Genomic DNA, 23,744 nt, shown 5'->3' on the forward strand with positions numbered 1-23,744 from the left:
ATCCTCCCGAACCTTGCCGGAGCTGTCATGCCTCTCACCCGCCGTTGCGCCGTCGTCCCCGTCGCGCTCGCCGTCCTGCCGCTCGCGCTGGCAGCGGCCGCAGCGCACGCGGCCGAGCCGCAGCGCTACGGCCTGGACCCGGTGCACACGCGGGTGATGTTCGCGGTCTCGCATGCCGGTTTCTCCCAGGCCATCGGCACGGTGTCCGGCGCCAGCGGCAGCTTGTTGTTCGACCGCGACGACTGGCGCAGCGCCAAGCTCGAGGTCAGCGTGCCGTTGGCCCGGCTCGACCTCGGCGACGCCAAGTGGAACGCCGCCACCCTCGCCGCCAACCTGCTCGACGGCAAGCGCCATCCGCTCGCCCGGTTCGTTTCCGAAACCGTCGAGCCGCTGCCGGGCGAGGGCGAACACCCGTCCGACCGGGCCCGGGTCTGTGGCGCCCTGAGCCTGCACGGCGTCACCCGCCCGCTGTGCATGGACGTGCGTCTGAATGCCTATAAGCGCCACCCGTTGCCGCCGTTCCGCCACACCGCCGGCTTCTCGGCGACCGCGCGCCTGAGCCGCGCCGAGTTCGGCATCGACGCCTGGAAATCGGTGATCGGCGACGAGGTCGAGCTGCGCATCGAAGCCGAAGCGGTGCGCAACCAACACCTCGATGCCGAGCCCGGCGCCCCGGCCGACAGCGAACCGATTCCCGACCCAGGCCCGCCGCCTTCGCCGACCGACACCCCGCCCGACCCCTCTTCCAGCGCAGCCACGCCCGAACCGGAGCCCCGCCGATGACTCTCAAGAACACCGCCGACCGCTGGGGCCCGATCAGCCAGTTGCTGCACTGGGCGGTCGTGCTGTTGATCGCCGCCATCGCCATCATCGGCCTGACCATGACCGACATGAGCAACGGCCCGTCGAAGATCAAGATCTACGCACTGCACAAGTCGCTGGGCCTGACCCTGTTGAGCCTGGTCGTGCTGCGCCTGCTGTGGCGCTTGTATGCCGGCACCCCGCGCCCGGTCGCGGGCACGCCGCACTGGCAGGAGCGCATCGCCTCGCTGACCCATTGGGCCTTGTACGCGCTGATGTTCGCCCTGCCGATCTCCGGATGGGTGTTCAACTCTTCTTCCGGTTACCCGCTGCAGTATTTCGGCTGGTTCAACCTGCCGCGCATCGCCGAACGCAGCGAAGACCTGTCGCGCCTGAGCCACGACATCCATGAATACGGCTTCTGGTTGCTGCTCGTCCTGGTCCTGGCGCATGCCGGCGCCGCCTTCTATCACCACCTGTTCCAGAACGACGCCACCCTGACGCGGATGCTGCCGGGCCGTCGCAAACCGCAGCCGGTCCTGGCCGCCTCGCCTTCCCCATCTCTCTCGCAAGTTCCGGAGCACCCCGATGCCGATTAAATCCCTCGCCCTGGCCGGCCTGCTGTTCGCCGCCACCGCGCCCGCGCTCGCCGCCGACTACGTCCAGCAGACCGGTTCCAGCCTGACCTTCGCCACCAAGTACCAGGGCGAAGTCTTCGCCGGCAACTTCCCCGGCTTCACCGCCCGCCTGAGCTTCGATCCGGCGCAGCTGAACACCTCCAAGCTCGACGTGGTGATCCCGCTGGCCGGCGCCAACACCAAGAACAGCGAGCGCGACGACACCCTCAAGGGCGTGGATTTCTTCAGCATCGCCAAGTTTCCGCAGGCCCGTTTCACCGCAACCAAGTTCCGCAGCCTGGGCGGCAACAACTACGCCGCCGACGGCAGCCTCAACCTGCGCGGCGCGACCAAGCCGGTGACCCTGACCTTCACCTGGGCCGCCGGCGCCAAGCCGGTGTTGACCGGCAAGGCCACCGTCAAGCGCCTGGATTTCGGCGTGGGCGGCGGCGATTGGGCCGACACCTCGATCATCCCGAACGAAGTCGCGGTCAGCACCAAGGTGATCTTCGCTCCGGCGAAGTGAGTTTGGCGGCGCGCCGCAATGGCGCGCCGTAGCGAGCATGTGCTCGGGCACCAGCCGTTGCCGTTGCCGTTGCCGTTGCCGTGATTTTGATCTGCTTTGCCGCTTTGCTGTTTTTCCCGTCAAACGTAGACCCGGAGGGCGCCGCACAGGACGTGCGGCGTTTTCCGATAAGACAGGGACGTCTTATCGGAAAATCCCGGCGCGCGCATCGCACTCGTGGCTTGTGCCCTTGCAAGGAGAGCCCTTTTCTTTGGTTACCTTTGACCGAAGGGAATCCAGACGGACTTTTGGGCTTAGCAAAAGAAAGTAACCCGGCCGCGTAGCGGACGGAAGCTCTGCACTTGCTTATGGCGTTCATACAAACAAGATCAAACGCTAAAAGCTTCCGCCACTAAAGCGGCGGGTAACTTTCTTTTGTCTAAAGCAACAAAAGAAAGTCACCAAAGAAAAATGCTTTTGTTTTGAATCACAGGCCCGCACGAGCGATGCCGACGCAGGGATTTTTCATACGGGACATCCATGTCCCCCGATGAAAAACGGCGCGCATCCCTGCGCGCCGCCCTCCGGGTCTTCGATTGCCTTCGCTAGCTCGCCGCGACGCACAGCAACAGCAGAATCTTTACGGCAACGGCAAATCCCCCCTGCCCCCCTTTTTCAAAGGGGGGAGCAGCAGCGAGGCGCGCAACCAGTAGACGCAAGCCGATCCCTCACCCCTCACCCGTCCGCCCCAACAACAGCGCCACCGCCGCCGCATCGAACGGCCAATCCAACTCCACCCCACCCGCCTCATCCCGCAATACCGGCACCCGCATCCCGTACAGCGCCTCCAGGCCCTCGTCCTCGTCGATGAAGACGCTCTCGAACTCGGGCGCGCGGGCCTGCGCCAGCACCTCCAGCGCGAGATCGCACAAGTGGCAGTCGTCGCGCTGGAACAGGGTCAGGGCGGGAGCGGTCGTGATCACGGCAATGCGGCGCAGTATGGCGTCGGGAACAGGTCGACCTGCGTAGAATAAGCGGCTCCGCGCCTCCCGCGGCATCGCGGTCCGGATGCCGGCGGCGCGCGGTCCGCCAGCATCGTCCGACTTCTTCCTTCGTTGGAGCAGCAAGCCCGTGGCAGTCAGCAGTTTCGACCTGTTCAAGATCGGCATCGGCCCGAGCTCGTCCCACACCGTCGGCCCGATGCGCGCCGCCGCGCGCTTCATCGAGCGCTGGCTCATCGAAGGCTGCAACAGCGAAGCCGAAGGCGCCGACCTCGCCCGCACCGCGCGCGTGCGCGCCGAAGTGTTCGGCTCGCTCGCGCTGACCGGCCGCGGCCACGGCACCGACAAGGCCGTGCTGATGGGGCTGGAAGGCCATTGGCCGAACCTGATCGATCCCGACATCATCCCGGCCGCGCTCGAACGCATCCGCAGCACCAAGCGCATCCGTTTGTTCGGCCGCCACGAGATCGGCTTCGACGAGAAGCACGATCTGATCATGAACAAGCGCCAGAAGCTGCCGTTCCACACCAACGGCATGCGCTTCACCGCCTACGACGCGGCCGGCGAAGTCATCGCCACGCGCGACTACTACTCGGTCGGCGGCGGCTTCGTGGTCAACCAGGACGAAGCGGCCGAAGACCGCATCGTTGCCGACACCACCGATCAGCCCTATCCCTTCCATTCCGGCGACGAGCTGTTGGCGCAGGCGCAACGCAGCGGCCTCAGCATCGCCGAGATGATGATGGCCAACGAGCGGGTCTGGCGCAGCACCGAAGAAATCAACGACGGCCTCGACGCGATCTGGAACGCGATGCAGTCCTGCGTCGCGCGCGGCATCCGCGAAACCGGCACCCTGCCCGGCGGCCTGCACGTTTCGCGCCGCGCGCCGGCCTTGTTCGACGAACTGTCGAGCAAGCCCGAAGCGGCGATGCGCGATCCGCTGACCGTGCTCGACTGGGTCAACCTGTATGCACTCGCGGTCAACGAAGAGAACGCCGCCGGCGGGCGCGTCGTCACCGCGCCGACCAACGGCGCCGCCGGCATCATTCCCTCGGTGCTGCACTACTACGACCGCTTCTGCCCCGGGGCCAACCTGCAGGGCGTGCGCAACTTCCTGCTGACCGCGGCCGCGGTCGGCATCCTGTACAAGGAAAACGCCTCGATCAGCGGCGCCGAAGTCGGCTGCCAGGGCGAGGTCGGCGTGGCTTGTTCGATGGCCGCGGCGGGTTTGGTCGGCGCCCTCGGCGGCACCCCGAGCCAGATCGAGAACGCGGCCGAAATCGGCATGGAGCACAACCTCGGCCTGACCTGCGACCCGATCGGCGGCCTGGTGCAGATTCCCTGCATCGAACGCAACGCGATGGGCGCGGTCAAGGCGATCAACGCCTACCGCATGGCCATGCGCGGCGACGGCAAGCACAAGGTCAGCCTCGACAAGGTCATCAAGACCATGCGCGACACCGGCCGCGACATGCAGGACAAGTACAAGGAAACCTCACGCGGCGGCCTGGCGGTCAACGTCATCGAGTGCTGAGGCCGGGATGAGCGCGATGCGCTGCATCGTGCTGCCCGGCATGGACGGCACTGGCGAACTGCTGTCGGATTTCGTCGCGGCGATGGCGCCGGCCTTCGACACCGAGGTCGTCGCCTACCCGCGCGACCGCATCCTGGGTTACGAGGAACTGGTCGAATTGGTGCGGCCGCGAATGCCGGCCGACGAACCCTATCTGTTGATCGGCGAGTCGTTCTCCGGCCCCATCGCGATCCGCCTCGCCGCATCGAAGCCGCCGCGGCTCGCCGGCCTGGTGTTGTGCGCATCGTTCGCCCGCGCGCCGCGGCCGCCGGGCTCGCCCTTGAACGCCGCAACGCTGGCGCGGCTCGCCGGGCTGCTGCCGTTGGCCCGCATGCCGACGCGCTGGGTCGCCGCAACCATGCTCGGCCGCTGGTCCTCGCCGCAATGGCGCGCGCGCCTGGGCCCGCTGCTGGCATCGCTCGATCCGGTAGTGATGCGCCATCGCCTGCGCGAAGGCGGCGCGGCCGACGTCACAGAGGCCCTGGCCGAGATCGCCTGCCCGCTGCTGTTCCTGCGCGCCCGCCACGACCGCCTGGTGTCTCGCGACAGTTGGCGGCGCGTCGCCGAGGCCCGGCCGGACGCGCGCTGCATCGAGATCGACGCGCCGCATTTCCTGCTGCAGGCCCGCGCACCCGCTGCGGCGGCGGCCATACGCGCCTGGCGCGACGAGTTCGCGAGCGCAGGCGGCGACTGAGCCCCGGCCCGCAACGGCCCAACCGGCCTCGCAAGGCAGCTCGGCGGCGTGGAAGCGCGGCGAATACCTGGTCGAAACGCTCGGCCATTGCGGCGAATGCCACAGCCCGCGCGGTTGGCTCGGCCAGGTCGACCGCGACCGCCCGTTGACCGGCAACGACGAGCTCGGTCGCCTTGCCGCGCCCGACCTCACCCCAACCGGTCTGGCGGCGCGAGGCTGGGACCGCGCGAGCCTGCGCGCCTATCTCGCCACGGGCACCGCAGTGCCAGCGGTGGCCTCGGACGAAATGCTCAAGGTCGTGAACCTGTCGACCAGCCGGCTCGACGGCAAGGACCTCGATGCCATCGCGACCTATCTCACCGGCGATTCGCCCCGGCCTGCCGCAGCGCTTGCACGGCCAGCCGGTGCTGCCGCCCCCTCGCCTGCGCAGGATCGCTATTTCGCCCTTTGCGCCGGTTGCCACGGCCGCGACGGCCGCGACGGCCGCGACGGCCAAGGCGTGCCGCACGTCGCACCGGCCCTGCACGGCAACAGCAGCCTGCGCGATGCGAATCCGCACAACCTGATCGCCGCCATCCTCGACGGTTTGCCCGAGCACGACCTCCCGGGCTTGGAACGCATGCAGGACATGCCGGGCTTCGGTGAGCAACTCGACGACGCCCAGGTCGCCGAACTCGCGAACTGGCTGCGCGCCCGCTACGGCGGCCGCGACGAGCCGGTGCTCGCTGATCGCGTACACGCGCTGCGTTCGGCAACGCCGGAGTCGGAGCATCGTTGAGCCCGGCCGGCGCTCAAGCCGCCGGCGCTCGCGAACGCGCCGGCATCAGTCGTCGTAGGCCTGGGTCGATGGAGTTTCCACGATGCGCGGATCGTCGGGGCGGGTGGCGTAGTCGCGCGGGCTGACCAGCTTCATCGCGCAGTCCGCCGGATCGCCTTCGATCAGGATCGCGGCGCCCCGCAGTTGCACGTGCACGGCCTGCTTCGAACGCCGGCCATCGCGGGTGAAGTAGGTCGCGCGATGGCCGCGCAGCACCACCGCGTTGGCGCCTTTTTCCTGCGCCACCTCGGCGAGACGGTTGAAGGCCAGCCGGTAACTCACCGGCGTCGGCATACGGTCGATCGTGCCCTCGCTGACCCGGCTGCCGGCTTCGATCTCGACCGTATCCAGCTTTCGATGGGGACAGCTCGGCGCTTCGACGATCACCGGCGGCGTCGCCAAGGCCGGCATCGCCCCCATCAAACCGCATAACGCCACAGCGCCCAACACTCGCAGATCCATGCTCGTCCCCTGGTGGCCGGCCGTGCGCCGGAAGCCTCGGACTATAGGGGCAAGCGGCGCGGCGATTTGTAACAGATCTCGATGCTGTCGCCCGGGCGTCGGCTTGGCCGATCACCGCCGTGGGGACGCGGCTTGGATTTTCCCCTTCAAGGAGAAGCGCCGGTGCGCAAACCCATCCTCGCCGCATTGCCGGCGCTGCTCGCGCTGTCGTCGGGCGCTGCCGAACCGGCGGCGCCCCTCGTTCGGCCTGAAACCCGAAGGCTTCGGCTATCCGCGATCAATCGCGATCTCGCCTCGGCCGAACTCAAGCCGAAACATCGCACACTCGACCTTGATCGAATTCGACGAACTCGACCGTTCGCCGCAAGTCGAAGCGCCCGAGCGCTTCAATCGCCGCCTCATCGAAGCACTCGCCGCGCCCCGTAGTCGCAGCTTGTGACCGAAGTAAATCCAATCGGACCCCGCTCCTACCCCCAAGCCGTCGCAGCCGTACGATTACCGTCGCCGTCGCCGTCGCTGTTGCTGTTGCTGTTGCTGTTGCTGTTGCTGTGCGCAGCTTCGCACTAGCGAAGGCAATCGAAGACCCGGAGGGCGGCCTGCATGGATGCAGGCCGTTTTTCATCGGGACAGGGACGTCCCGTATGAAAAAGCCCTGCGTCGGCATCGAACGTGCGGGCCTGTGATTCAAAGAAAAGCATTTTTCTTTGGTTACCTTTGACCGAAGGGAATCCAGACGGACTTTTGTTGCTTATGACAAAAGAAAGTAACCCGCCGCTTCAGCGGCGGAAGCTTTTGGCGTTTGATCTTGGTCTTGCTTGAGAGAAACGCAGCAAACCCGAAACAACGCGGTCGCGGCTTGCGCCGCTCCTACCCGACAAGCTGCGACCGCCATCGGCGCGACATTGACAAGTCGCGAACACGCGTCGCCGGCACCGCCCCTCATCGACGCCCGCGGCACCGCCGCCATCTCGCGCACTCCCGATGCTGCAATGCGCCATAGCGCGCGACTGTCGCCGGCAATGACCTGCGATGGGCATTAATGTCTTTGAGACATCCCTCTATGTCACTGTTTTTCAAGATCAACAAGTTTCGTTTCGCGCTGCGACGCAGCAAATTCCTTTGCATTCGGCGAACGTTGTCATGGCGTTCTGTGAACCAGAGCGCAAAGGCTTGAATGACGAGTTGACAACGTTGTCACACGAGCCCAGTTTGCCCACCAGCGAGCAGGCGCCCGTCCGGGCGTACCCAACGCAGCGTCATCGCAGGGAGGATGCCGAGGGATCGCGGCCCAGCCGCACAGCGACACCGCGTACGACCGGCCTATCGCACCGGTCGCGCCGCCACGGCGGCAGTACGCCGCAGGACCGCAGCACAGCACACGACGGCGCGAGCGCCGATCACTCGAGGAGGCACGAGCCTCCCATGCAGGACGGAAGGCCACGGCCTTTTTTCAAACACGGCGGGGAACTGCCGCTGGCCGGTCATGGCCGGCACTGTCTTGACTATGCACGGGAGAGAGGAAGCATCATGAGACACGCACGGTCCGCCAACCTGCTGTTGCTGTCCGCCATGTTCGCCGCGTCGTCGCTATCGACAGCGTATGCGCAGGGCGCGTCCTGCACCGGGGTTCCTGCCTGGAACCCATCCACGATCTACAACGCCGGCGACAAGCTGACGTACCAGAACCATCTCTATCAAGCCGCCACGCAGATCTGGAACACGCCGCCGACGCATTGTCCGAGCTGCGGCTGGTACGTCGACCTGGGCGTCTGCGGCACCGGCCCCGGCAATCAGTCGCCGACCGTTTCGCTGACCGCGCCGAGCAACGGCGCCAACTACAACGCCGGCGCCAACATCGCCGTCAGCGCCAACGCCGCCGACAGCGACGGCAGCATCGCCAGCGTCGAGTTCTTCCGCGGCACCGCTTCGCTCGGCGTCGATACCAGCTCGCCCTACGGCGTGAGCTGGAACAACGCGACCGCCGGCAACCACAGCTTCACTGCAGTGGCCAAGGACAACCAGAACGCGACCACTACTTCGTCCGCGGTCAGCATCACCGTCGGCGCCGGCCCCACCGACACCACGCCGCCGAGCGTGCCGAGTGGGCTGTCCTCGCCGTCGCAGACCTCCAGCAGCATCTCGCTGGCCTGGAACGCATCGACCGACAACGCCGGCGGCAGCGGCGTGGCCGGCTACGACGTTTACCGCAACGGCAGCCTGGTCGGCTCGCCGAGCGGCAACAGCTATGTCAGCAGCGGCCTGGCCGCCAGCACCAGCTACAGCTTCACCGTGCGTGCGCGCGACAACGCCAGCAACGCCTCGGCGCAGAGCGCATCGTTCAGCGCCACCACCAAGCCGACCGGTCCGGGCGGCAACAAGAAGGTGATCGGCTACTTCGTCCAGTGGGGCATCTACGGCCGCGGCTACCGGGTCAAGAACATCGACACCAGCGGTTCGGCGGCGAAGATGACCCACATCAACTACGCCTTCGGCAACGTCCGCAACAACCGCTGCGAAGTCGGCCTGACCGTGCCTTCCGATCCGAACACCGGCGTCGGCGGCGACGCCTTCGCCGACTACACCAAGTCCTTCCCGGCCGGCGAAAGCGTCAGCGGCGTCGGCGACACCTGGGACCAGAAGCTGCGCGGCAACTGGAACCAGCTCAAGCAGCTCAAGGCCAAGCACCCGAATCTCAAGGTGCTGATTTCGCTCGGCGGCTGGACCTGGTCGCGCGGCTTCTCCAGCGCGGCGCGTCCGGAGAACCGCCAGGCCTTCGTGGCCTCCTGCGTCGACGCCTACATCAAGGGCAACCTGCCGGTCACCGACAGCGCGGGCGGCCCGGGTGCGGCGGCCGGCGTGTTCGACGGCATCGACATCGATTGGGAATACCCGGTCGCCTGCGGCATTTCCTGCGGCGCGCCGGAGGACAAGGCCAACTTCAACGCTCTGATGGCCGAGTTCCGCAAGCAGCTCGATGCGGTGCGTCCGGGCCTGTTGCTGACCGTCGCCGTGGGCGCCGGCATCGACAAGATCCGCGTCACCGACCCGGCCGCGTATCACCAGTACCTCGACTTCATCAACGTGATGACCTACGACTTCCACGGCGCGTGGGATCCGAAGACCAACCATCACTCGGCCCTGTTCGCCTCGCCGAACGATCCTTCGACCGGCGACCAGAAGTTCTACAACTCCAACGACGCCATCGAAGCCTTCCTGTCGCGCGGCGTGCCGGCCTCCAAGCTCAACCTCGGCATCGGCTTCTACGGCCGCGGCTGGACCAACGTGCCCAACGTCAATAACGGCCTGTACCAGAGCGGCACCGCGGCACCGGGCACCTACGAAGCCGGCATCGAGGACTACAAGGTCCTCAAGAACCTCGCCGGCACCGTCCACACCGACGCCAACGCCACTGCGAGCTGGAAGTACAACGGCACCACGTTCTGGAGCTACGACACCCCGGCCGTGATCGGCCAGAAGATGACCTACGTGAAGGCGCAGAACCTCGGCGGCGCATTCTTCTGGGAGTTCAGCGGCGACGACGCCCAGGGCAGCCTGGCCACCGCGGTCAGCGACGGTCTGAAGTAAGACGGCATGAGGTAATCCGCACCCGACAATGCCCTCTCCCCTCGCGGGAGAGGGCTTGCGGATGAGGACATCGAATCGCGCTTCCCACCGCAGGTGGATGCCGCAACCGTTCTACGCGACACGTTCTACGAAGGCACGCCGCTTGGCGCGTCCTCGGTACAGTTTTGCAAAGCCGCGGCGAGCGATACGTCGCGGTGATATGCAACGGAGCGCCGATCATCCCCCCGATCGGCGCTCCGATTTCGTTTTTGGGGGGCGCAGTCCACCGCCCCCCTTGTAGGAGCGGCGTGAGCCGCGACCGCGGGATGTGCAGAGGCTGCGCCGCTGCCCTTATTCATCGAGGCCGCAGACTGTCGCGAGGGTAGGAGCGACGCGAGTCGCGACCGCGTCGCGGCGATTGCTGCGTGTCTTACCGCAGAGCGATGTAGCAACTTCAAGAGCAGAGCTTCCGTCCGCTGACGCGGCCGGGTTACTTTCTTTTGCTAAGCCCAAAAGAAAGCTAACCAAAGAAAAGGGCTCTCCTTGCAAGGGCACAGGCCACGAGTGCGATGCCCACGCCGGGATTTTTCGATAGGACATCCTTGTCCTATCGAAAAACGGCGCACATCCTGTGCGCCGCCCTCCGGGTCTCCAGTTGACCGGCAAAGCGGCAAAGCAAATCAAAATCCCGGCAACGGCAACGGCGAATCTCGCTCTAGGGGCAGGAGCGGCGCCCGACTGGATTTCCTTCGGTCACAAGCCGCGTCCGCGCAACCACGATCACGGCGCCGGCAGCCGCGGATTCGCGGTCGCGGCTCGCGCCGCTCCTACCCAAAAGCCTCAAGCAAGCCGTCGCGCTGTTTCTGTTTCTGTTTCTGTTTCTGTTTCTGTTTCTGTTGCTGTTGCTGTTGCTGTTGCTGTTGCTGTTGCTGTTGCTGTGCGCAGCCTCGCACTTGCGAAGGCAAAAGTAGACCCGAAGGGCGGCGCGCAGGGACGCGCGCCGTTTTTCATCGGGACAGGGATGTCCCGTATGAAAAAGCCCTGCGTCGGCATCGAACGCGCGGGCCCTTGATTAACAGAAAAGCATTTTTCTTTGGTTACCTTTCTTTTGTTGCTTTAGACAAAAGAAAGTAACCCGCCGCTTTAGTGGCGGAAGCTCTTGGCGTTTGATCTTGGTATTGCTTGATGGATGCGCCGCAAGACCGAAACACTGCGGTCGCGGCTCGCGCCGCTCCTACCCCTGCGAAAGCTTGTCGCTTCGATGGGCGTCATCGGCATTGCGCTCTCTGCGCGTCCCGCGGTCGCGACTCACGTCGCTCCTACAGAGGTCTCGGACGGTACCGACACAGATCCGCGACGACGTCTTCGCGGCTTGTGACCGCAGGAGATCCCTGTCAGGTGCCGCTCCTACCCGTGCAAGCGGCACGCTACGACGCCCCTCACCCCACCAGCCGCAACACATCGTCCAACAAGCCGGCGGCGGTGACTTCCGCACCCGCACCCGGGCCCTGAATCACCAGCGGCTGGACTTTGTAGCGATCCGACCAGATGGCGACCTTGTTGTCGGTGCCCGCACCACCGGCCAGCGGATGGTCGCCCGGCAAAGATTCCAGGCCGACCCTCGCCGAAACGCGGCCGTCCTCGCCGCGTTCGAGGCGGGCGATGAAGCGCAGCTTCTCGCCGTTCTTGTAGGCCTCGGCATAGCGCTCGCGCAAGGGCGCATCGAGCGCCGGCAGCGCCGCGTCGACGCCGTCGCGCGACAGGATCGCCAGCTCCGGCGGCACCAGCGAGGACACTTCGACGTCGCCGGCGTCCAACACCACGCCGGCGGCGCGGGCGAGAATCAGCAGCTTGCGCCGCACGTCTTCGCCGGACAGGTCGTCGCGCGGGTCGGGCTCGGTGTAGCCGGCATCGCGCGCCTGGCGCACCAGCGCCGAGAACGGGCGCATGCCGTCGTAATGATTGAACAGCCAGGCCAGCGAGCCCGACAGTACGCCGGCGATGGCATGGATGCGGTCGCCGCCAGCCTGCAACTCGCGCAGGCTGCGCAGCAGCGGCAACCCGGCGCCGACGGTGGCGCTGTCGCCGTAGCCGCTGCCGCCCTGCGCACAGGCTTCGCGGATCGCGCGCCAACGCGTCAAGGACGTGCCCTGGCCGATCTTGCAAGCGGTGACCACATGGATGCCTTGCGCCAACCACTGCGCATGCTGCTCGGCGACGGCCTCGCTGGCGGTCGCATCGATCACCACCCGCGCGCCCTCGCCTTCGAGCGCCAAGGCGATATCGCTCAGCGAACTGGCCTGCGCCGAATCGGCCAGGGCGGCGACCGCCCGCTCGGGCGCGATGCCGTCGAGGCCGACCGCGGCGCGGCGCGAGTTGGCGACATGCACCAGCGACAGGCGCTCGCCGAGCGCGGTGCCGCGCCACGAGGCCAGCCGCGCGATCACTGCGCCGCCGACCGTGCCGGTGCCGAGCAAGGCGACCCGCGCCGGCGCGGCGTGGGCCGCGGCGGCAGTCGAGCGCGGCCGCGCCTGCGAAACCTGCCCGTGCAGGGCGCTGGCCGCGACGCTCATCGTTTGACGCGCGCCGCCGTGGCCACCGCAGCGGCGGCACGTTCGAGCGCGGCTTCGAGATCGGCGACCAGGTCGTCGACGTGCTCGATGCCGATCGACAGCCGCAGCAGGCCGTCGCTGATGCCGGCGGCGGTGCGCGCTTCCAGCGACATCGCGGCATGGGTCATGGTCGCCGGATGCGCGATCAGGCTTTCGACGCCGCCCAGCGATTCGGCCAGAGTGAAACAGGTCAGCCCTTCGACGAAAGCCCGCACTGCATCTTCGCCGCCTTCGATCTCGACGCTGAGCATCGCGCCGAAGCCCTTCTGCTGGCGCGCGGCGAGCGCATGCCCCGGATGCGATTCCAGGCCCGGGTAATGCACCACGCGCACGGCCGGATGGTTGTCGAGCAGGGTCGCGATGGCCAGGGTGTTTTCCTGGTGCACGCGCAGGCGCGCATCGAGGGTGCGCAGGCCGCGCAGGGTCAGGAAGGCGTCGAACGGCGAGCCGGTCAGGCCGAGCGCATTGGCCCACCAGGTCAGCTGCTGGTGATGCTCGGCGTTCTTGGCGACCACGGCGCCGCCGACGACGTCGCTGTGGCCGTTGATGTACTTGGTGGTCGAATGCACGACCAGGTCGGCGCCGAACGCGATCGGGCGCTGCAGCGCCGGCGACAGGAAGGTGTTGTCGACCACGGTCAGCGCGCCCTGGGCGTGCGCGGCCTCGATCACGAAGCGCAGGTCGGTAATGCGCAGCAGCGGGTTCGACGGGGTTTCGATCCAGACCACGGCCGGCTTGGTCGCCAGCGCTTCGGTCAGCGAACGCGGGTCGGTCAGGTCGGCGGTGATCAGCTCGAACGCGCCCTTCGCCGCCAGCGCATTGAACAGGCGCCAGCTGCCGCCGTAGCCGTCGTGCGGCACCACGATGCGGTCGCCGGGCTTGAGGAAGGCGTGCAGCACCAGGGTGATCGCGGACATGCCGGTCGAGGTGATGACGCCGCCGGCGCCGCCTTCCAGTTCGGCCAGCGCTTCGCCGAGCAGGTCGCGGGTGGGGTTGCCGCTACGGGTGTAGTCGTATTGGCGCTTGTCGTTGAAGCCGGCGAAGCTGAAGTTCGACGACAGCACGATCGGCGGCGTCACCGCACCGTAGGCGGTGTCGCGGTCGATGCCGGCGCGCACGGCGGCGGTGCAGGTGCTGCGGGTGGGGGTCGTGCTGGGGGTCGTGGTCACTGATGCCGCTCCGTTGTTCTGAATGCTCATGCGGCCACCTGCGTACAGTCGGCCAGCGCTTCGCGCAGGATGGTGTTGATGTCGGATTCTTCTTTCAGGCACGCGTCGTGCCCGTAGATGGAACGCAGCACGCGCAGACGGGTTTCGCCGCGCAGACGTTCGATCAGGTCGTAGGACTCGCTGAGCGGGATTAAACGATCCTCGCTGACCGCGACCACGGTGACCGGCACCTGGATCGTCGAGGGATCGATCTGCTGCAGGTCGATCGATTCGGACAGGCGCAGGAAGGCGGTGGTCGGAGTGCGCGCGACGTACTTGTTGCCGCAATGGTCGAGGTAGTCCTCGGCGGCGACGCGGACGCGGCCGTCGCGGACTTCGGCATTGCCGAAACGCTCGGCGAATTCTTCCGGGGTGCGATAGCTCAGCACCGCCAGTTCGCGCGCCAGCGCCAGGCCCTGGCTTTCGTCGCACTGCAGCGCGCCCAGCGCGACCGCACGGCGTTGCAGCGCACGCCAGGCGGCGGCATAGGGATGGGCGCGGTGAGTGCCGCTGATCGAGACCAGTTCGCCCAGGCGCGAAGCATGCCGCGAGGCGAACTGCAGGCCGACCATGGCGCCGTAGGAATAACCGATGAAAGCCTGCAGGCGCTCGATGCGCAGCGCGTCGAGCAACGCGGCGATGGCGTCGGCCTGGTCGGCCGGATCCAGCGCCACGTCGAGGGTGCCGTCGGCACCGATCCAGTCGAACGAGACCAAGTAATACTGGGACGGGTCCAGCGAACGGCCATGGCCGACCTGGCTCTGCCACCAGCCCTGCTCGCCGAACTCGCGGCTCGGCGCGAGGTGGCGATGGGCGGAAATGCCGCCGGCGACGAACAAGGCCGGCAGGCTGCGGTCGCCCTGGGTTTCGTAGCGCAAGGTCAGGCTGCGGCGGCCGGAATGGCGCAGATCCAGTTCGACGGCGATCTCGCCTCGGGTGGCGGCGGCACGGCCGGTGCGCTCGAACACGTCGGGGGAAACGATTGCGGGCGACGCATAGGAAACGAAGCTGTCGCTGCGTTCGAACGTGGCGGCGGGGCTGTTGGCGAAGCTCATGGCGGTCATCCGAAGTGAACGGGCCCACCGAGCTTGCAAGTCGCAAGTGCGCCGGAAGCGCACTTCGCAACCATCTTCCGACCAACGCCATGAGGCGGGCCGCAGGAATTGGCACCTTCACGCAGCTTGCGCTGCGTTGGGTTGCCCCGGCTTCTAAGGGCCTGTCCCTCAGCCGGTCTCGATGGATGGCCTCAGTCTGCCGACCGGCGGAAGGCGTGTCAATCGCTTCATCCGCATATAGCGATTTATCATGTAGCCTCACTCGACCTTCACGGTCGCCGCCCCGTTGCCACCGCCCGCGCATACACTTGGAATGATGAATAGCCGCCTCGTTGCCGCCGTCCTGACCACCGTCCTGCTGTCGGCCTGCGCCACCCGCCCCGTCCTGGAATCGGAAACCCGCACCACCAGCGCCGGCCCGGCCGGGGTGCGGATCGTCCCCGAACGCTTCGTTTCGGCCGAAAGCCCGGAGGACGAACTCGATTCGCTGGCGACCTGGCCGACCGAGAACGGCGCCACCTGGCTGATCGCCAGCGCCAAGTCGACTCACCGCCTGGCGGTCTACGACGCCGACAGCGGCCAACGCCTGCGCACGGTCGGCGCGAAGGGCCAGGCGCTCGGCCAGTTCAAGCGCCCGAACGGGCTGACCGTGTTCGGCGATCACCTGTTCGTGGTCGAGCGCGACAACCACCGCGTGCAGGTGTTGCGCCTGCCCGACTTCGCCCCGCTCGGCAGCTTCGGCGACGCCGAGTTGCGCAGCCCCTACGGCGTGTGGCTCAACGAGATCGCCCCGGGCGAGCTCGAGGCCTACATCACCGACAGCTTCATGTACGGCGACAAGTTCGACCGGGTGCCGGCCTTGACCGAGCTCGATCAGCGCGTGCGCCGCTACAAGATCCACTTCGACGATGGCGATGCGATGCGCAGCGAGTACGTCGGTTCCTTCGGCGACACCACCGAGGACGCCGCCCTGCGCGTGGTCGAATCGATCGCCGGCGACCCGGCCAACGACCGCCTGCTGATCGCCGACGAAGACGACCGCCATCTCTCGACCCTGCGCGAATACACCCTGGCCGGCCGTTACACGGGCCGTCGCCTGCCCGACCGCAGCTTCGACGCCCAGGCCGAAGGCGTGGCCTTGTGGAGCTGCCCGAACGGCGCCGGATACTGGATCGCCGTGGACCAGCTGATGCCGCGTACGATCTTCCATGTGTTCGACCGCGTCACCCTGGTGCCGCAAGGCAGCTTCAGCGGCGAGGTCACCGCCCACACCGACGGCATCGCCCTGCACGCCGCCGGCACGACCGCGTTCCCGACCGGGGCCTTGTATGCGGTGCACGACGACCGCTCGGTGACCGCGTTCGACCTCGGCGACGTCGCCCGCTCTCTGCAACTGCAGTCCGGCTGCCTGAACTGACACTCTAGCTACCTATTCCACGCCGCACCGACGCCGTCCTTCGAACCCGACCATGCCGCGCCTTTCCGCCCTGCTCGCCACCTGCCTTTGCGCCAGCCTGCTCGCCGTACCGGCGGTGCAGGCGGCCAAGCTTTACCGCTGGACCGACCGCAGCGGCGTCAGCCATTACGGCGATCGTCCGCCGGGGGCGGCGCCGCCGTCGGAAGTCCAGGTGATCCCGTTCCGCGCCGAACCCGGCGCGATCGCGCGCCTGCGCGTGCAGCAGGACGGCGACCGCTACCTGGCCTGGGCCGACAACAGCCTGTCCGGGCCGATCGAAGTCCGCCTCGACTTCACCCACAGCAATAACATCGCCGGCTCGCCCTCGTTACCCGCCTACGCAACCGTGGCCGCGCGCGGCAGCGCCGTGGTGGCGGTGCTCAGCGCCCAGGACCCGACCCGCGGCGGCGACTTCGAATTGAGCCTGCGCAGCACGCCGGGCGACCCGGCAGCGCGCGCGCAGAACGTCGATTACCTGCTGCCGTTGCAACAGCAGCAATTCCGCATCGACCAGGGCTATGGCGGCCATTTCAGCCACACCGAACCCGAACACCGCTACGCCGTCGATTTCGCCGCCGACATCGGCACCCCGGTGCTGGCCGCGCGCGACGGCTCGGTGATGCAGGTCGAGTCCGATTTCGACAAGGCTGGGCTCAATCTGGAAAAGTTCAGCGACCGCGCCAACTTCGTCCGCATTCTCCACGACGACGGCAGCATGGCCCTGTACGCCCACCTCAAGGCCGACGGTGGCGTGCTGGTCCGCACCGGCCAGCGCGTGCGCGCCGGCCAGCAGATCGGCCTGTCCGGCAACACCGGCTTCAGCACCGGCCCGCACCTGCATTTCGCCGTACAGATCAATCGCGGCATGAAGCTCGAATCGATCCCCTTCCGCATGAGCGGCCCGCAAGGCCCGCTGCGCCTGAGCGGTGGCACGCGCTGAGGCTGTCCGCCCGCGATGGTCGATGTAGGAGCGGCGTAAGCCGCGACCGCGTCCCCCCTCGCCGCGACGCAACTCTCCGCAGCCCTGCTCTTACCCTCGGCACCTGCTCGGTTGCCTCCCGTAGCAACGGCGGCGAGCCGCGATCCAGGCCCGCCGCCACGCAAACCGTAGTAGCCCCGCGGTCGCGGCTCGCGCCGCTCCTACCCCGAGAAGAGCCCCACCCTCGGCGATCCGGCCATCGTCGACGCCCTGCCCGGCCCCGGCGCGCCGCCCGGGTATACTTCCGCCCTTCCTCTTGCCTCCCGACGCGCCCCGGGCGCGCCGTTCCCATGTCCGAAGTCTCCCAAGAAGCCCTCCGCCGCCGCACGTTCGCGATCATTTCGCACCCCGACGCCGGCAAGACCACGTTGACCGAAAAGCTGTTGCTGTTCGGCGGCGCCATCCAGATGGCCGGCTCGGTCAAGGGCCGCAAGGCCGCGCGCCATGCCACCTCGGACTGGATGGCCCTGGAAAAGGAACGCGGCATCTCGGTCACCTCCTCGGTGATGCAGTTCCCCTACGAGGGCCGCATCGTCAACCTGCTCGACACCCCCGGCCACGCCGACTTCGGCGAGGACACCTACCGCGTGCTGACCGCGGTCGACTCGGCGCTGATGGTCATCGACGTCGCCAAGGGCGTCGAGGAACGCACGATCAAGCTCATGGAAGTCTGCCGCCTGCGCGACACGCCGATCATGAGCTTCATCAACAAGCTCGACCGCGAAGGCAAGAACCCCATCGATCTGCTCGACGAGGTCGAATCGGTGCTCGGCATCCAGTGCGCGCCGATCACCTGGCCGATCGGCATGGGCCAGCGCCTCAAGGGCGTGGTCCACCTGATCAGCGGCGAAGTGCATCTGTACGAGCAGGGCCGCAATTTCACCCGCCAGGACTCGACCATCTACGCCTCCATCGACGATCCGGCGTTCGAAGCGCGCATCGGCGCGGCGATGCTGGCCGAGCTGCGCGAGGAACTGGAACTGGTCGAAGGCGCCTCGCATCCGTTCGACAAGGCCAAGTACCTGGCCGGCGAACAGACCCCGGTGTTCTTCGGCTCGGCGGTCAACAACTTCGGCGTGCAGCTGCTGCTGGATTTCTTCATCGAGCACGCCCCGTCGCCGAAGCCGCGCGAGACCACCACCCGCGAAGTGCAGCCCGCCGAAAACAAGCTCAGCGGCTTCGTGTTCAAGATCCAGGCCAACATGGACCCGCAGCACCGCGACCGGGTCGCCTTCATGCGCATCTGCTCGGGCAAGTTCAGCGCCGGCATGAAGGCCTTCCATGCCCGTACCGGCAAGGAAGTGAAGCTCGCCAACGCCCTGACCTTCATGGCCAGCGACCGCGAGATCGCCGAAAGCGCGTTCCCGGGCGACGTCATCGGCATCCACAACCACGGCACCATCTCGATCGGCGACAGTTTCAGCGAAGGCGAGGCGCTCGCCTTCACCGGCATCCCGAACTTCGCCCCGGAACTGTTCCGCCGCGCGCGCCTGCGCGACCCGCTCAAGCTCAAGCAGTTGCAGAAGGGCCTGGCGCAGTTGTCGGAAGAAGGCGCGACCCAGTTCTTCCGGCCGCTGATGAGCAACGACCTGATCCTCGGCGCGGTCGGCGTGCTGCAGTTCGACGTCGTCGCCTACCGCCTCAAGGACGAGTACGGCGTGGATGCGAGCTTCGAGCAGGTCGGCGTGGCGACCGCGCGCTGGATCCGCTGCAACGACGCCAAGAAGCTCGAGGAATTCCGCGACAAGAACGCGCTCAACCTGTCGCTCGACGCGGCCGGGCAACTGGTCTATCTGGCGCCGACCCGGGTCAATCTGCAGCTGGCCCAGGAGCGCGCACCGGGCGTCGAATTCCTCGCCACGCGCGAACACGCGCACGCGGTGGCGCTGGACTGATGTCGGCGCTGCGGCGGTGGTGGCTGTACTTGATGGGCAAGCGCAGCGAAGTCGCCGCGCTCGACTATAAAGACGCCTACATGGCCAAGGTGGTGATGGACATTCATCGCTTGCGCAGCGGCAAGGCCCAGGCGATGGTGCCGTTGCGCGCCCTGCAGCCGATCCACCGCATCGACCGCGAATCGGCGCTGCAAGCCACCCATGCGCGGGCGCAGGCTTTGCGAGCGCGGCGCGAGGAACTGCTTGCACGCGGGCAGCTCGACCTGGCGACCTTGAACGAAATCATCCCTTCGGTCTCGCAAATCAAGGTCGTACGCGACGGCGAGCGCTGGCTCGCCTTCGAAGGCAACGGCCGCCTCTATGCGATGCGCGAGGCGCTCGGCGAAGACGGCGGGCTGACGGTCGAAGTCGAGGAATACCGCTTCGACCGGCCGCACAAGATTCTGCGACGACTGCGCCGGGTCCGCCGTTTGAACACGCTCGATTGATCGAACCCGAACGCTCCGTCGCCACGGCCCGACGGTCCCGACGCTCCAGTCCGCGCGCCATGGCACTGCGAAAGCGGCCGTCGCTCGGGCGCTGCGACCTTCCCGGGCGCTCCCTGCGCACTCGAAATTCGCTAGCATGGCCGCGCCGGCAGGACGCCGGTCACAAGGAGAGTTCGACATGATGTTGGCGCTTCTGATTCTCAGCCTGGCCCTGCTCGCGATCGGCGGTCTATGGCTGTTGGTGTTGGCCTTCCAGGAAAACATCTGGTGGGGACTGGGTTCGTTGTTGGTTTCGCCCGTCCTGCTCGTCTTCGGCATCATCCATTGGCATAAGAGCAAGACCCCGCTGCTGCTGTACGCCGCCGGATCCGTCCTTTTCGCGATCAACATCGCGCAGATGTACCTGTCCGACAACGTGGTCTACGCCCCCTGATCCAGCCTGTCGCCGCCTCGCCCTGCGGTCCGGCTTCCCACGCGCATTTGCGGCGCGGCACCGCGTTTCGCCGATGCTGCGCGGCAGCATCGACTAGCATCGGCCCGTCGGGCAGTCGAGCCGACATCCAACCTGGAGGGGGACGTATGTATTACTTGGGTATCGTGTTGTGCCTGATCGGCGGTCTGTGGATCATCGTCAACGCGTTTCGCAAGAACATCTGGTGGGGACTGGGTTCGCTGCTGATTCCGTTCGTGGCCGTGGTATTCGCGATCATGAACTTCGCCCAGAACAAGATTCCGCTGATCCTCTATATCGTCGGCATCGTCCTGTTGATCGTCGGCATGCCGTCGATGAGCCACATGGCCGCGGTCCCGGCCGCCTGACCTGCGTCTCCGGTCCGATCCGGCCCGGGGCTCGCCGCTCCGGGCCGGATCGAACCGCCATGTCCTCTGCGCGAGGGCCGTGCTTCCGGCAGGCCAGACGCTCTGGCCTGCCTGCGCCCGTGATCCGGGTCGCGAAACCGGACCGCGGGCACCTTACCGTCCCTGTCCTTTCATCCTGACTGCGAGCATTGGCCCCAGACCGCGCTAGGATGCTGGGACCATGCCTATCGCCCATGCCCCCGCTCACGGCGACCACTCGATCCGCGAAGAGATCGCCAACGCACTGACCCACGGTCTCGGCGCCACCGCCGCATTGGCCGGCGGCGCGGTCATGATCACCCTGACCGCGATCTACGGCGACGCCTGGCAACTCGGCAGCGCGATCGTGTTCGGGATCAGCCTGTTGCTGCTGTATCTGGCCTCGACCCTGTACCACGCGATCCAGCATCCCGTGCTCAAGGGGCGGCTCAAGGTCTTCGACCATTGCGCGATCTATCTGCTGATCGCCGGCACCTACACGCCGTTCACCCTGATCGGCCTGCGCGGCCCCTGGGGCTGGGGCCTGTTCGCGGCGATCTGGGGCCTGGCCTTCGCCGGCATCGTGTTCAAGCTGTTCTATACCGGCCGCTTCAAGCTGCTGTCGACGATGATCTACATCGCGATGGGCTGGCTGGTGCTGGTCGCGATCAAGCCCCTGCTCAACGCGCTCGACGTCTGGACCCTGAGCTGGCTGCTGGCCGGCGGCCTTTGCTACACGCTCGGCACGGTGTTCTATCACCGTCCCTCGCTGCGCTATTCACATGCGATCTGGCATTTGTTCGTGGTCGCCGGCAGCGTCTGCCATTACATCTCGGTGTTCGCCCAGGTCGTCCCCTCGCCGGCCTGAACACCGCACGTCGCGTCCACGGCGTATTCACCTTCGCTTTACCGCCCTGCCGCAATGGTGAGGCCATCGTAGCGACCAGGTCCCGCCGCGCGGGCCGATGGCGTAGGTATCGCCGGCACGATCGGCCCAAGCGCTTCATGCCATGAGCGACTCTCCGCCTCCCCCGTCTGCGCCCGCGCCTGCCGAGCAGTCGTGGCAGACCCGTCTGCGCCGCCATCCCTGGCGCGCGCTGCTCGGCGTGCTCGCACTCGCCATCGTTGTGCTGCTCCTGCTGTGGGACTGGAACTGGTTCAAGGGCACGATCGAACGCCAGGTCGAAGTGCGCACCGGCCGACGTTTCGAGATCGCCGGCAATCTCGATGTCGATCTAGGACGCGTGCCGGTCATCCGCGCCGACGGCCTGAGCTTCGCCAATGCCGAGTGGGCCAAGCAACCGCTGATGGCTTCGGCGCAGCGTCTGGAAATCGCGGTGGAATTCTGGCCCTTGCTCAAGGGCGACATCCGCATCCCCGACATCCGCCTGATCCGGCCGCGAGTGAATCTGCAGACCGATCCCAAGCACGGCGGCAACTGGGTGTTCGATCGCGCCGGCAACGGCGAATTGCCGGTGTTCCGACGCGTCTGGATCGACGACGGGCGTCTGCAATTCCTCGACGCCGCCGGCAAGACCGACATCGACCTGGCCGTCGCCAGCCGTGCGGCGCAACGCGAGGACGCCGCGCCGCCGGTCGAGATCGAAGGCGGCGGACGCTGGAAGAACAACCGCTTCACCCTCGAAGGCCGCGCCGAATCGCCGCTGGCGCTGCGCGATGCGCAACGCCCGTATCGACTGAACCTGCGCGCCGCGGCCGGCGCTACCCGTGCGCACGCGCGCGGCGAACTCGTCGATCCCTTCCATCTGCGCGATTTCGATCTGCAACTCGCCCTCGCCGGCAAGAACCTCGCCGATCTGTATCCGCTGATCGGCATCGCGATTCCGCCGACGCCGCCTTATGCGCTCGACGGCCGCCTGAGCCGCGATGGCGTGCGCTGGCATTACGACCGCTTCACCGGCAACGTCGGCGACAGCGATCTGGCCGGCAGCGCCAGCGTCGATACCGGCGGCCCGCGTCCCTATCTGCGCGCCGACCTGGTGTCCAAGCGCCTGGATCTCGACGACCTCGCCGGCTTCGTCGGAGCGCCCCCGCAGACCGGGCGCGGCGAAAGCACCAACCCCGAACTCGCCGCCGAACATGCGCGCCTGGACGCTAGCCCTAAGCTGTTGCCCGCCACGCCGTATCGGCTCGACAAGTTGCGGGCGATGGATGCGGACGTAAAGCTCAAGGCCGCGCGTATCGAAGCGCCGGGTTGGCCGCTCGACGACATGCAGGCGCATCTGCTGCTCGAGAACGGCCTGTTGAAACTCGACCCGTTGAACTTCGGCGTCGCCGACGGCGACATCCGCTCGATCATCACGATGGACGCGCGCCGCACCCCGATCCGCACCCGCGCCGACATCACCGCGCGCAAGCTGACCCTTGCCAAGCTGCTGCCCAAGGTCAAACTCGCCGAAGACGCCGTCGGCAAGGTCGGCGGGCGCATCGCCCTGGCCGGCAACGGCAATTCGATTGCGACGATGCTCGCCAGCAGCGACGGCAACGTCGCCGTCGGCATGGGCCAAGGCCAGATCAGCAACCTGCTGATGGAATTCGCCGGGCTCGACCTGGCCGAGATCCTCAAGTTCAAGCTGACCCAGGACCGCAAGATCCCGATCCGCTGCGCCTTCGGCGATTTCACCGTCGCCGACGGCGTCATGACCGCGCGCGCGCTGGCCTTCGACACCAGCGACACCATCCTGGTCGGCAGCGGCACGATCGACCTGGGCGAGGAAAAACTCGACCTGCTGATCCGTCCGCGCCCGAAAGACCGCAGCCTGTTCGCATTGCGCACGCCGCTGACCGTCACCGGCAGCTTCAAGCATCCCAACGCCCGCCCGGATTTCAAACGCCTCGGCCTGCGCGGCGCCGTCGCAGTGGCGCTGGGCAGCATCGCGCCGCCGGCGGCATTGCTGGCAACGATCGAACTCGGCCCAGGCAAGGATGCGGGCTGTGCGGGGCATGTGGTGAATTGAGCGGTCGCTGTTTGATGCTTAAACCATGACCTAAACATCAGGCGTGGCTGTGGCTGTGGCTGTGGCTGTGGCCGTTGCCGTTGCCGTTGCCGTTGCCGTTGCCGTTGCCGTGATTTTGATCTGCTTTGCCGCTTTGCCGGTCAAGTGGAGACCCGGAGGGCGGCGCACAGGACGTGCGCCGTTTTTCGATAGGACAAGGATG

Annotated in this window: 22 protein-coding genes and 1 riboswitch; of the genes, 17 read left to right on the forward strand and 5 right to left on the reverse strand. The window is 67.0% G+C overall.

All coding sequences use genetic code 11. From position 1 onward, the window contains the following. Positions 1 to 27 precede the first annotated feature (27 nt). From ACTJJK_RS00485 to ACTJJK_RS00495, 3 genes are read left to right on the forward strand one after another with little or no spacing between them, the layout of a single operon-like run. Complete coding sequence (locus ACTJJK_RS00485) at positions 28 to 783, forward strand: YceI family protein (protein WP_051884549.1); 756 nt, start codon at positions 28 to 30, stop codon at positions 781 to 783. Next, the gene (locus ACTJJK_RS00490) at positions 780 to 1,400 is read left to right on the forward strand and encodes a cytochrome b (protein ID WP_081930640.1); all 621 of its coding nucleotides are present in this window, start codon (positions 780 to 782) and stop codon (positions 1,398 to 1,400) included. The genes ACTJJK_RS00485 and ACTJJK_RS00490 overlap by 4 nt, the downstream gene beginning before the upstream one ends. Next, positions 1,390 to 1,944: a YceI family protein gene (locus tag ACTJJK_RS00495; protein ID WP_031370983.1), complete on the forward strand. Its 555-nt coding sequence runs from the start codon at positions 1,390 to 1,392 to the stop codon at positions 1,942 to 1,944. The genes ACTJJK_RS00490 and ACTJJK_RS00495 overlap by 11 nt, the downstream gene beginning before the upstream one ends. Before the next feature lie 707 nt (positions 1,945 to 2,651). Here the strand turns inward: ACTJJK_RS00495 and ACTJJK_RS00500 are convergent. Continuing rightward, positions 2,652 to 2,885, reverse strand: coding sequence for a glutaredoxin family protein (locus ACTJJK_RS00500; RefSeq protein ID WP_223619971.1), 234 nt, complete (start codon positions 2,883 to 2,885; stop codon positions 2,652 to 2,654). A 169-nt stretch (positions 2,886 to 3,054) separates the two neighbouring features. Here ACTJJK_RS00500 and ACTJJK_RS00505 point away from each other — a divergent pair, with 169 nt between their 5' ends. From ACTJJK_RS00505 to ACTJJK_RS00515, 3 genes are all read left to right on the forward strand, one after another. After that, positions 3,055 to 4,458, forward strand: coding sequence for an L-serine ammonia-lyase (locus ACTJJK_RS00505; protein ID WP_057970771.1), 1,404 nt, complete (start codon positions 3,055 to 3,057; stop codon positions 4,456 to 4,458). Positions 4,459 to 4,465: 7 nt separating this feature from the next. Next, positions 4,466 to 5,191 (forward strand): alpha/beta fold hydrolase, encoded by a 726-nt coding sequence (locus ACTJJK_RS00510; protein ID WP_440729178.1) that lies wholly within the window; start codon positions 4,466 to 4,468, stop codon positions 5,189 to 5,191. 145 nt (positions 5,192 to 5,336) lie between these two features. Next, a complete protein-coding gene (locus ACTJJK_RS00515; protein ID WP_440729179.1) occupies positions 5,337 to 5,969 on the forward strand; it encodes a c-type cytochrome in 633 nt (210 codons plus the stop codon). 45 nt (positions 5,970 to 6,014) lie between these two features. On the opposite strand, the gene ACTJJK_RS00520 is transcribed toward ACTJJK_RS00515, so the two are convergent. Beyond that, positions 6,015 to 6,470: a hypothetical protein gene (locus tag ACTJJK_RS00520; protein WP_440729180.1), complete on the reverse strand. Its 456-nt coding sequence runs from the start codon at positions 6,468 to 6,470 to the stop codon at positions 6,015 to 6,017. A 103-nt stretch (positions 6,471 to 6,573) separates the two neighbouring features. On the opposite strand from ACTJJK_RS00520, the gene ACTJJK_RS00525 reads away from it, so the two are divergent. The 3 genes from ACTJJK_RS00525 (at position 6,574) to ACTJJK_RS00535 (ending at position 11,106) form a co-directional block, all read left to right on the forward strand. Continuing rightward, the gene (locus tag ACTJJK_RS00525; protein WP_440729181.1) at positions 6,574 to 6,909 is read left to right on the forward strand and encodes a hypothetical protein; all 336 of its coding nucleotides are present in this window, start codon (positions 6,574 to 6,576) and stop codon (positions 6,907 to 6,909) included. A gap of 1,088 nt (positions 6,910 to 7,997) precedes the next feature. Further along, the gene (locus ACTJJK_RS00530; RefSeq protein ID WP_051885447.1) at positions 7,998 to 10,055 is read left to right on the forward strand and encodes a glycosyl hydrolase family 18 protein; all 2,058 of its coding nucleotides are present in this window, start codon (positions 7,998 to 8,000) and stop codon (positions 10,053 to 10,055) included. A gap of 634 nt (positions 10,056 to 10,689) precedes the next feature. After that, complete coding sequence (locus ACTJJK_RS00535) at positions 10,690 to 11,106, forward strand: hypothetical protein (RefSeq protein ID WP_440729182.1); 417 nt, start codon at positions 10,690 to 10,692, stop codon at positions 11,104 to 11,106. Between the two features lie 367 nt (positions 11,107 to 11,473). Here ACTJJK_RS00535 and ACTJJK_RS00540 read toward each other — a convergent pair whose 3' ends face one another. The 3 genes from ACTJJK_RS00540 to metX are packed head-to-tail and all read right to left on the reverse strand — an operon-like array spanning position 11,474 to position 14,909. Next, positions 11,474 to 12,607, reverse strand: a complete 1,134-nt coding sequence (locus ACTJJK_RS00540) for a homoserine dehydrogenase (protein ID WP_440729183.1) — start codon at positions 12,605 to 12,607, stop codon at positions 11,474 to 11,476. Then, entirely contained in the window at positions 12,604 to 13,845 is a 1,242-nt protein-coding gene (locus tag ACTJJK_RS00545; RefSeq protein ID WP_440729184.1) for an O-succinylhomoserine (thiol)-lyase, read from the reverse strand. The genes ACTJJK_RS00540 and ACTJJK_RS00545 overlap by 4 nt, the downstream gene beginning before the upstream one ends. Continuing rightward, positions 13,842 to 14,909 (reverse strand): homoserine O-succinyltransferase MetX, encoded by a 1,068-nt coding sequence (gene metX, locus ACTJJK_RS00550; protein WP_440729185.1) that lies wholly within the window; start codon positions 14,907 to 14,909, stop codon positions 13,842 to 13,844. Before metX ends, ACTJJK_RS00545 begins: the two co-directional genes overlap by 4 nt. Positions 14,910 to 14,976: 67 nt before the next feature. Beyond that, a riboswitch (SAM riboswitch) is annotated at positions 14,977 to 15,097 on the reverse strand. A 128-nt stretch (positions 15,098 to 15,225) separates the two neighbouring features. Between metX and ACTJJK_RS00555 the strand changes: the two genes are divergently transcribed. The 8 genes from ACTJJK_RS00555 to ACTJJK_RS00590 all read left to right on the forward strand — a co-directional run bounded on the left by ACTJJK_RS00555 (position 15,226) and on the right by ACTJJK_RS00590 (position 23,542). Continuing rightward, on the forward strand, positions 15,226 to 16,326 hold the full coding sequence (locus ACTJJK_RS00555) for a hypothetical protein (protein ID WP_031373994.1): 1,101 nt from the start codon (positions 15,226 to 15,228) through the stop codon (positions 16,324 to 16,326). A gap of 52 nt (positions 16,327 to 16,378) precedes the next feature. After that, a complete protein-coding gene (locus ACTJJK_RS00560; protein ID WP_223619857.1) occupies positions 16,379 to 17,305 on the forward strand; it encodes a peptidoglycan DD-metalloendopeptidase family protein in 927 nt (308 codons plus the stop codon). A gap of 329 nt (positions 17,306 to 17,634) precedes the next feature. Further along, positions 17,635 to 19,239: a peptide chain release factor 3 gene (locus ACTJJK_RS00565; RefSeq protein ID WP_031373992.1), complete on the forward strand. Its 1,605-nt coding sequence runs from the start codon at positions 17,635 to 17,637 to the stop codon at positions 19,237 to 19,239. Next, positions 19,239 to 19,727: a hypothetical protein gene (locus tag ACTJJK_RS00570; protein WP_440729186.1), complete on the forward strand. Its 489-nt coding sequence runs from the start codon at positions 19,239 to 19,241 to the stop codon at positions 19,725 to 19,727. Before ACTJJK_RS00565 ends, ACTJJK_RS00570 begins: the two co-directional genes overlap by 1 nt. Before the next feature lie 178 nt (positions 19,728 to 19,905). Continuing rightward, positions 19,906 to 20,160 carry a hypothetical protein gene (locus tag ACTJJK_RS00575; RefSeq protein ID WP_440729187.1) on the forward strand — a complete coding sequence of 85 codons (255 nt, stop codon included), beginning with the start codon at positions 19,906 to 19,908 and terminating at the stop codon, positions 20,158 to 20,160. A 146-nt stretch (positions 20,161 to 20,306) separates the two neighbouring features. After that, the gene (locus ACTJJK_RS00580) at positions 20,307 to 20,546 is read left to right on the forward strand and encodes a hypothetical protein (RefSeq protein WP_051885393.1); all 240 of its coding nucleotides are present in this window, start codon (positions 20,307 to 20,309) and stop codon (positions 20,544 to 20,546) included. A gap of 220 nt (positions 20,547 to 20,766) precedes the next feature. Continuing rightward, a complete protein-coding gene (gene trhA / locus ACTJJK_RS00585; protein WP_051885392.1) occupies positions 20,767 to 21,432 on the forward strand; it encodes a PAQR family membrane homeostasis protein TrhA in 666 nt (221 codons plus the stop codon). 142 nt (positions 21,433 to 21,574) lie between these two features. Continuing rightward, positions 21,575 to 23,542, forward strand: a complete 1,968-nt coding sequence (locus tag ACTJJK_RS00590) for an AsmA family protein (protein WP_440729188.1) — start codon at positions 21,575 to 21,577, stop codon at positions 23,540 to 23,542. The last annotated feature ends 202 nt before the right edge of the window (positions 23,543 to 23,744 follow it).

This window comes from Lysobacter sp. 22409 (assembly GCF_052045105.1).
GTDB classification, from domain to species: domain Bacteria; phylum Pseudomonadota; class Gammaproteobacteria; order Xanthomonadales; family Xanthomonadaceae; genus Lysobacter; species Lysobacter antibioticus_B.

Excerpts from the sequence above, each read along its gene's own strand:
- ACTJJK_RS00485 (WP_051884549.1), top strand. The coding sequence starts at position 28 with ATGCCTCTCACCCGCCGTTGCGCCGTCGTCCCCGTCGCGCTCGCCGTC.
- ACTJJK_RS00490 (WP_081930640.1), top strand. The coding sequence starts at position 780 with ATGACTCTCAAGAACACCGCCGACCGCTGGGGCCCGATCAGCCAGTTG.
- ACTJJK_RS00495 (WP_031370983.1), top strand. The coding sequence starts at position 1,390 with ATGCCGATTAAATCCCTCGCCCTGGCCGGCCTGCTGTTCGCCGCCACC.
- ACTJJK_RS00510 (WP_440729178.1), top strand. The coding sequence starts at position 4,466 with ATGAGCGCGATGCGCTGCATCGTGCTGCCCGGCATGGACGGCACTGGC.
- ACTJJK_RS00520 (WP_440729180.1), bottom strand. The coding sequence starts at position 6,470 with ATGGATCTGCGAGTGTTGGGCGCTGTGGCGTTATGCGGTTTGATGGGG.
- ACTJJK_RS00530 (WP_051885447.1), top strand. The coding sequence starts at position 7,998 with ATGAGACACGCACGGTCCGCCAACCTGCTGTTGCTGTCCGCCATGTTC.
- ACTJJK_RS00540 (WP_440729183.1), bottom strand. The coding sequence starts at position 12,607 with ATGAGCGTCGCGGCCAGCGCCCTGCACGGGCAGGTTTCGCAGGCGCGG.
- ACTJJK_RS00545 (WP_440729184.1), bottom strand. The coding sequence starts at position 13,845 with ATGAGCATTCAGAACAACGGAGCGGCATCAGTGACCACGACCCCCAGC.
- metX (WP_440729185.1), bottom strand. The coding sequence starts at position 14,909 with ATGAGCTTCGCCAACAGCCCCGCCGCCACGTTCGAACGCAGCGACAGC.
- ACTJJK_RS00555 (WP_031373994.1), top strand. The coding sequence starts at position 15,226 with ATGAATAGCCGCCTCGTTGCCGCCGTCCTGACCACCGTCCTGCTGTCG.
- ACTJJK_RS00560 (WP_223619857.1), top strand. The coding sequence starts at position 16,379 with ATGCCGCGCCTTTCCGCCCTGCTCGCCACCTGCCTTTGCGCCAGCCTG.
- ACTJJK_RS00565 (WP_031373992.1), top strand. The coding sequence starts at position 17,635 with ATGTCCGAAGTCTCCCAAGAAGCCCTCCGCCGCCGCACGTTCGCGATC.
- ACTJJK_RS00570 (WP_440729186.1), top strand. The coding sequence starts at position 19,239 with ATGTCGGCGCTGCGGCGGTGGTGGCTGTACTTGATGGGCAAGCGCAGC.
- ACTJJK_RS00575 (WP_440729187.1), top strand. The coding sequence starts at position 19,906 with ATGATGTTGGCGCTTCTGATTCTCAGCCTGGCCCTGCTCGCGATCGGC.
- ACTJJK_RS00580 (WP_051885393.1), top strand. The coding sequence starts at position 20,307 with ATGTATTACTTGGGTATCGTGTTGTGCCTGATCGGCGGTCTGTGGATC.
- trhA (WP_051885392.1), top strand. The coding sequence starts at position 20,767 with ATGCCTATCGCCCATGCCCCCGCTCACGGCGACCACTCGATCCGCGAA.
- ACTJJK_RS00590 (WP_440729188.1), top strand. The coding sequence starts at position 21,575 with ATGAGCGACTCTCCGCCTCCCCCGTCTGCGCCCGCGCCTGCCGAGCAG.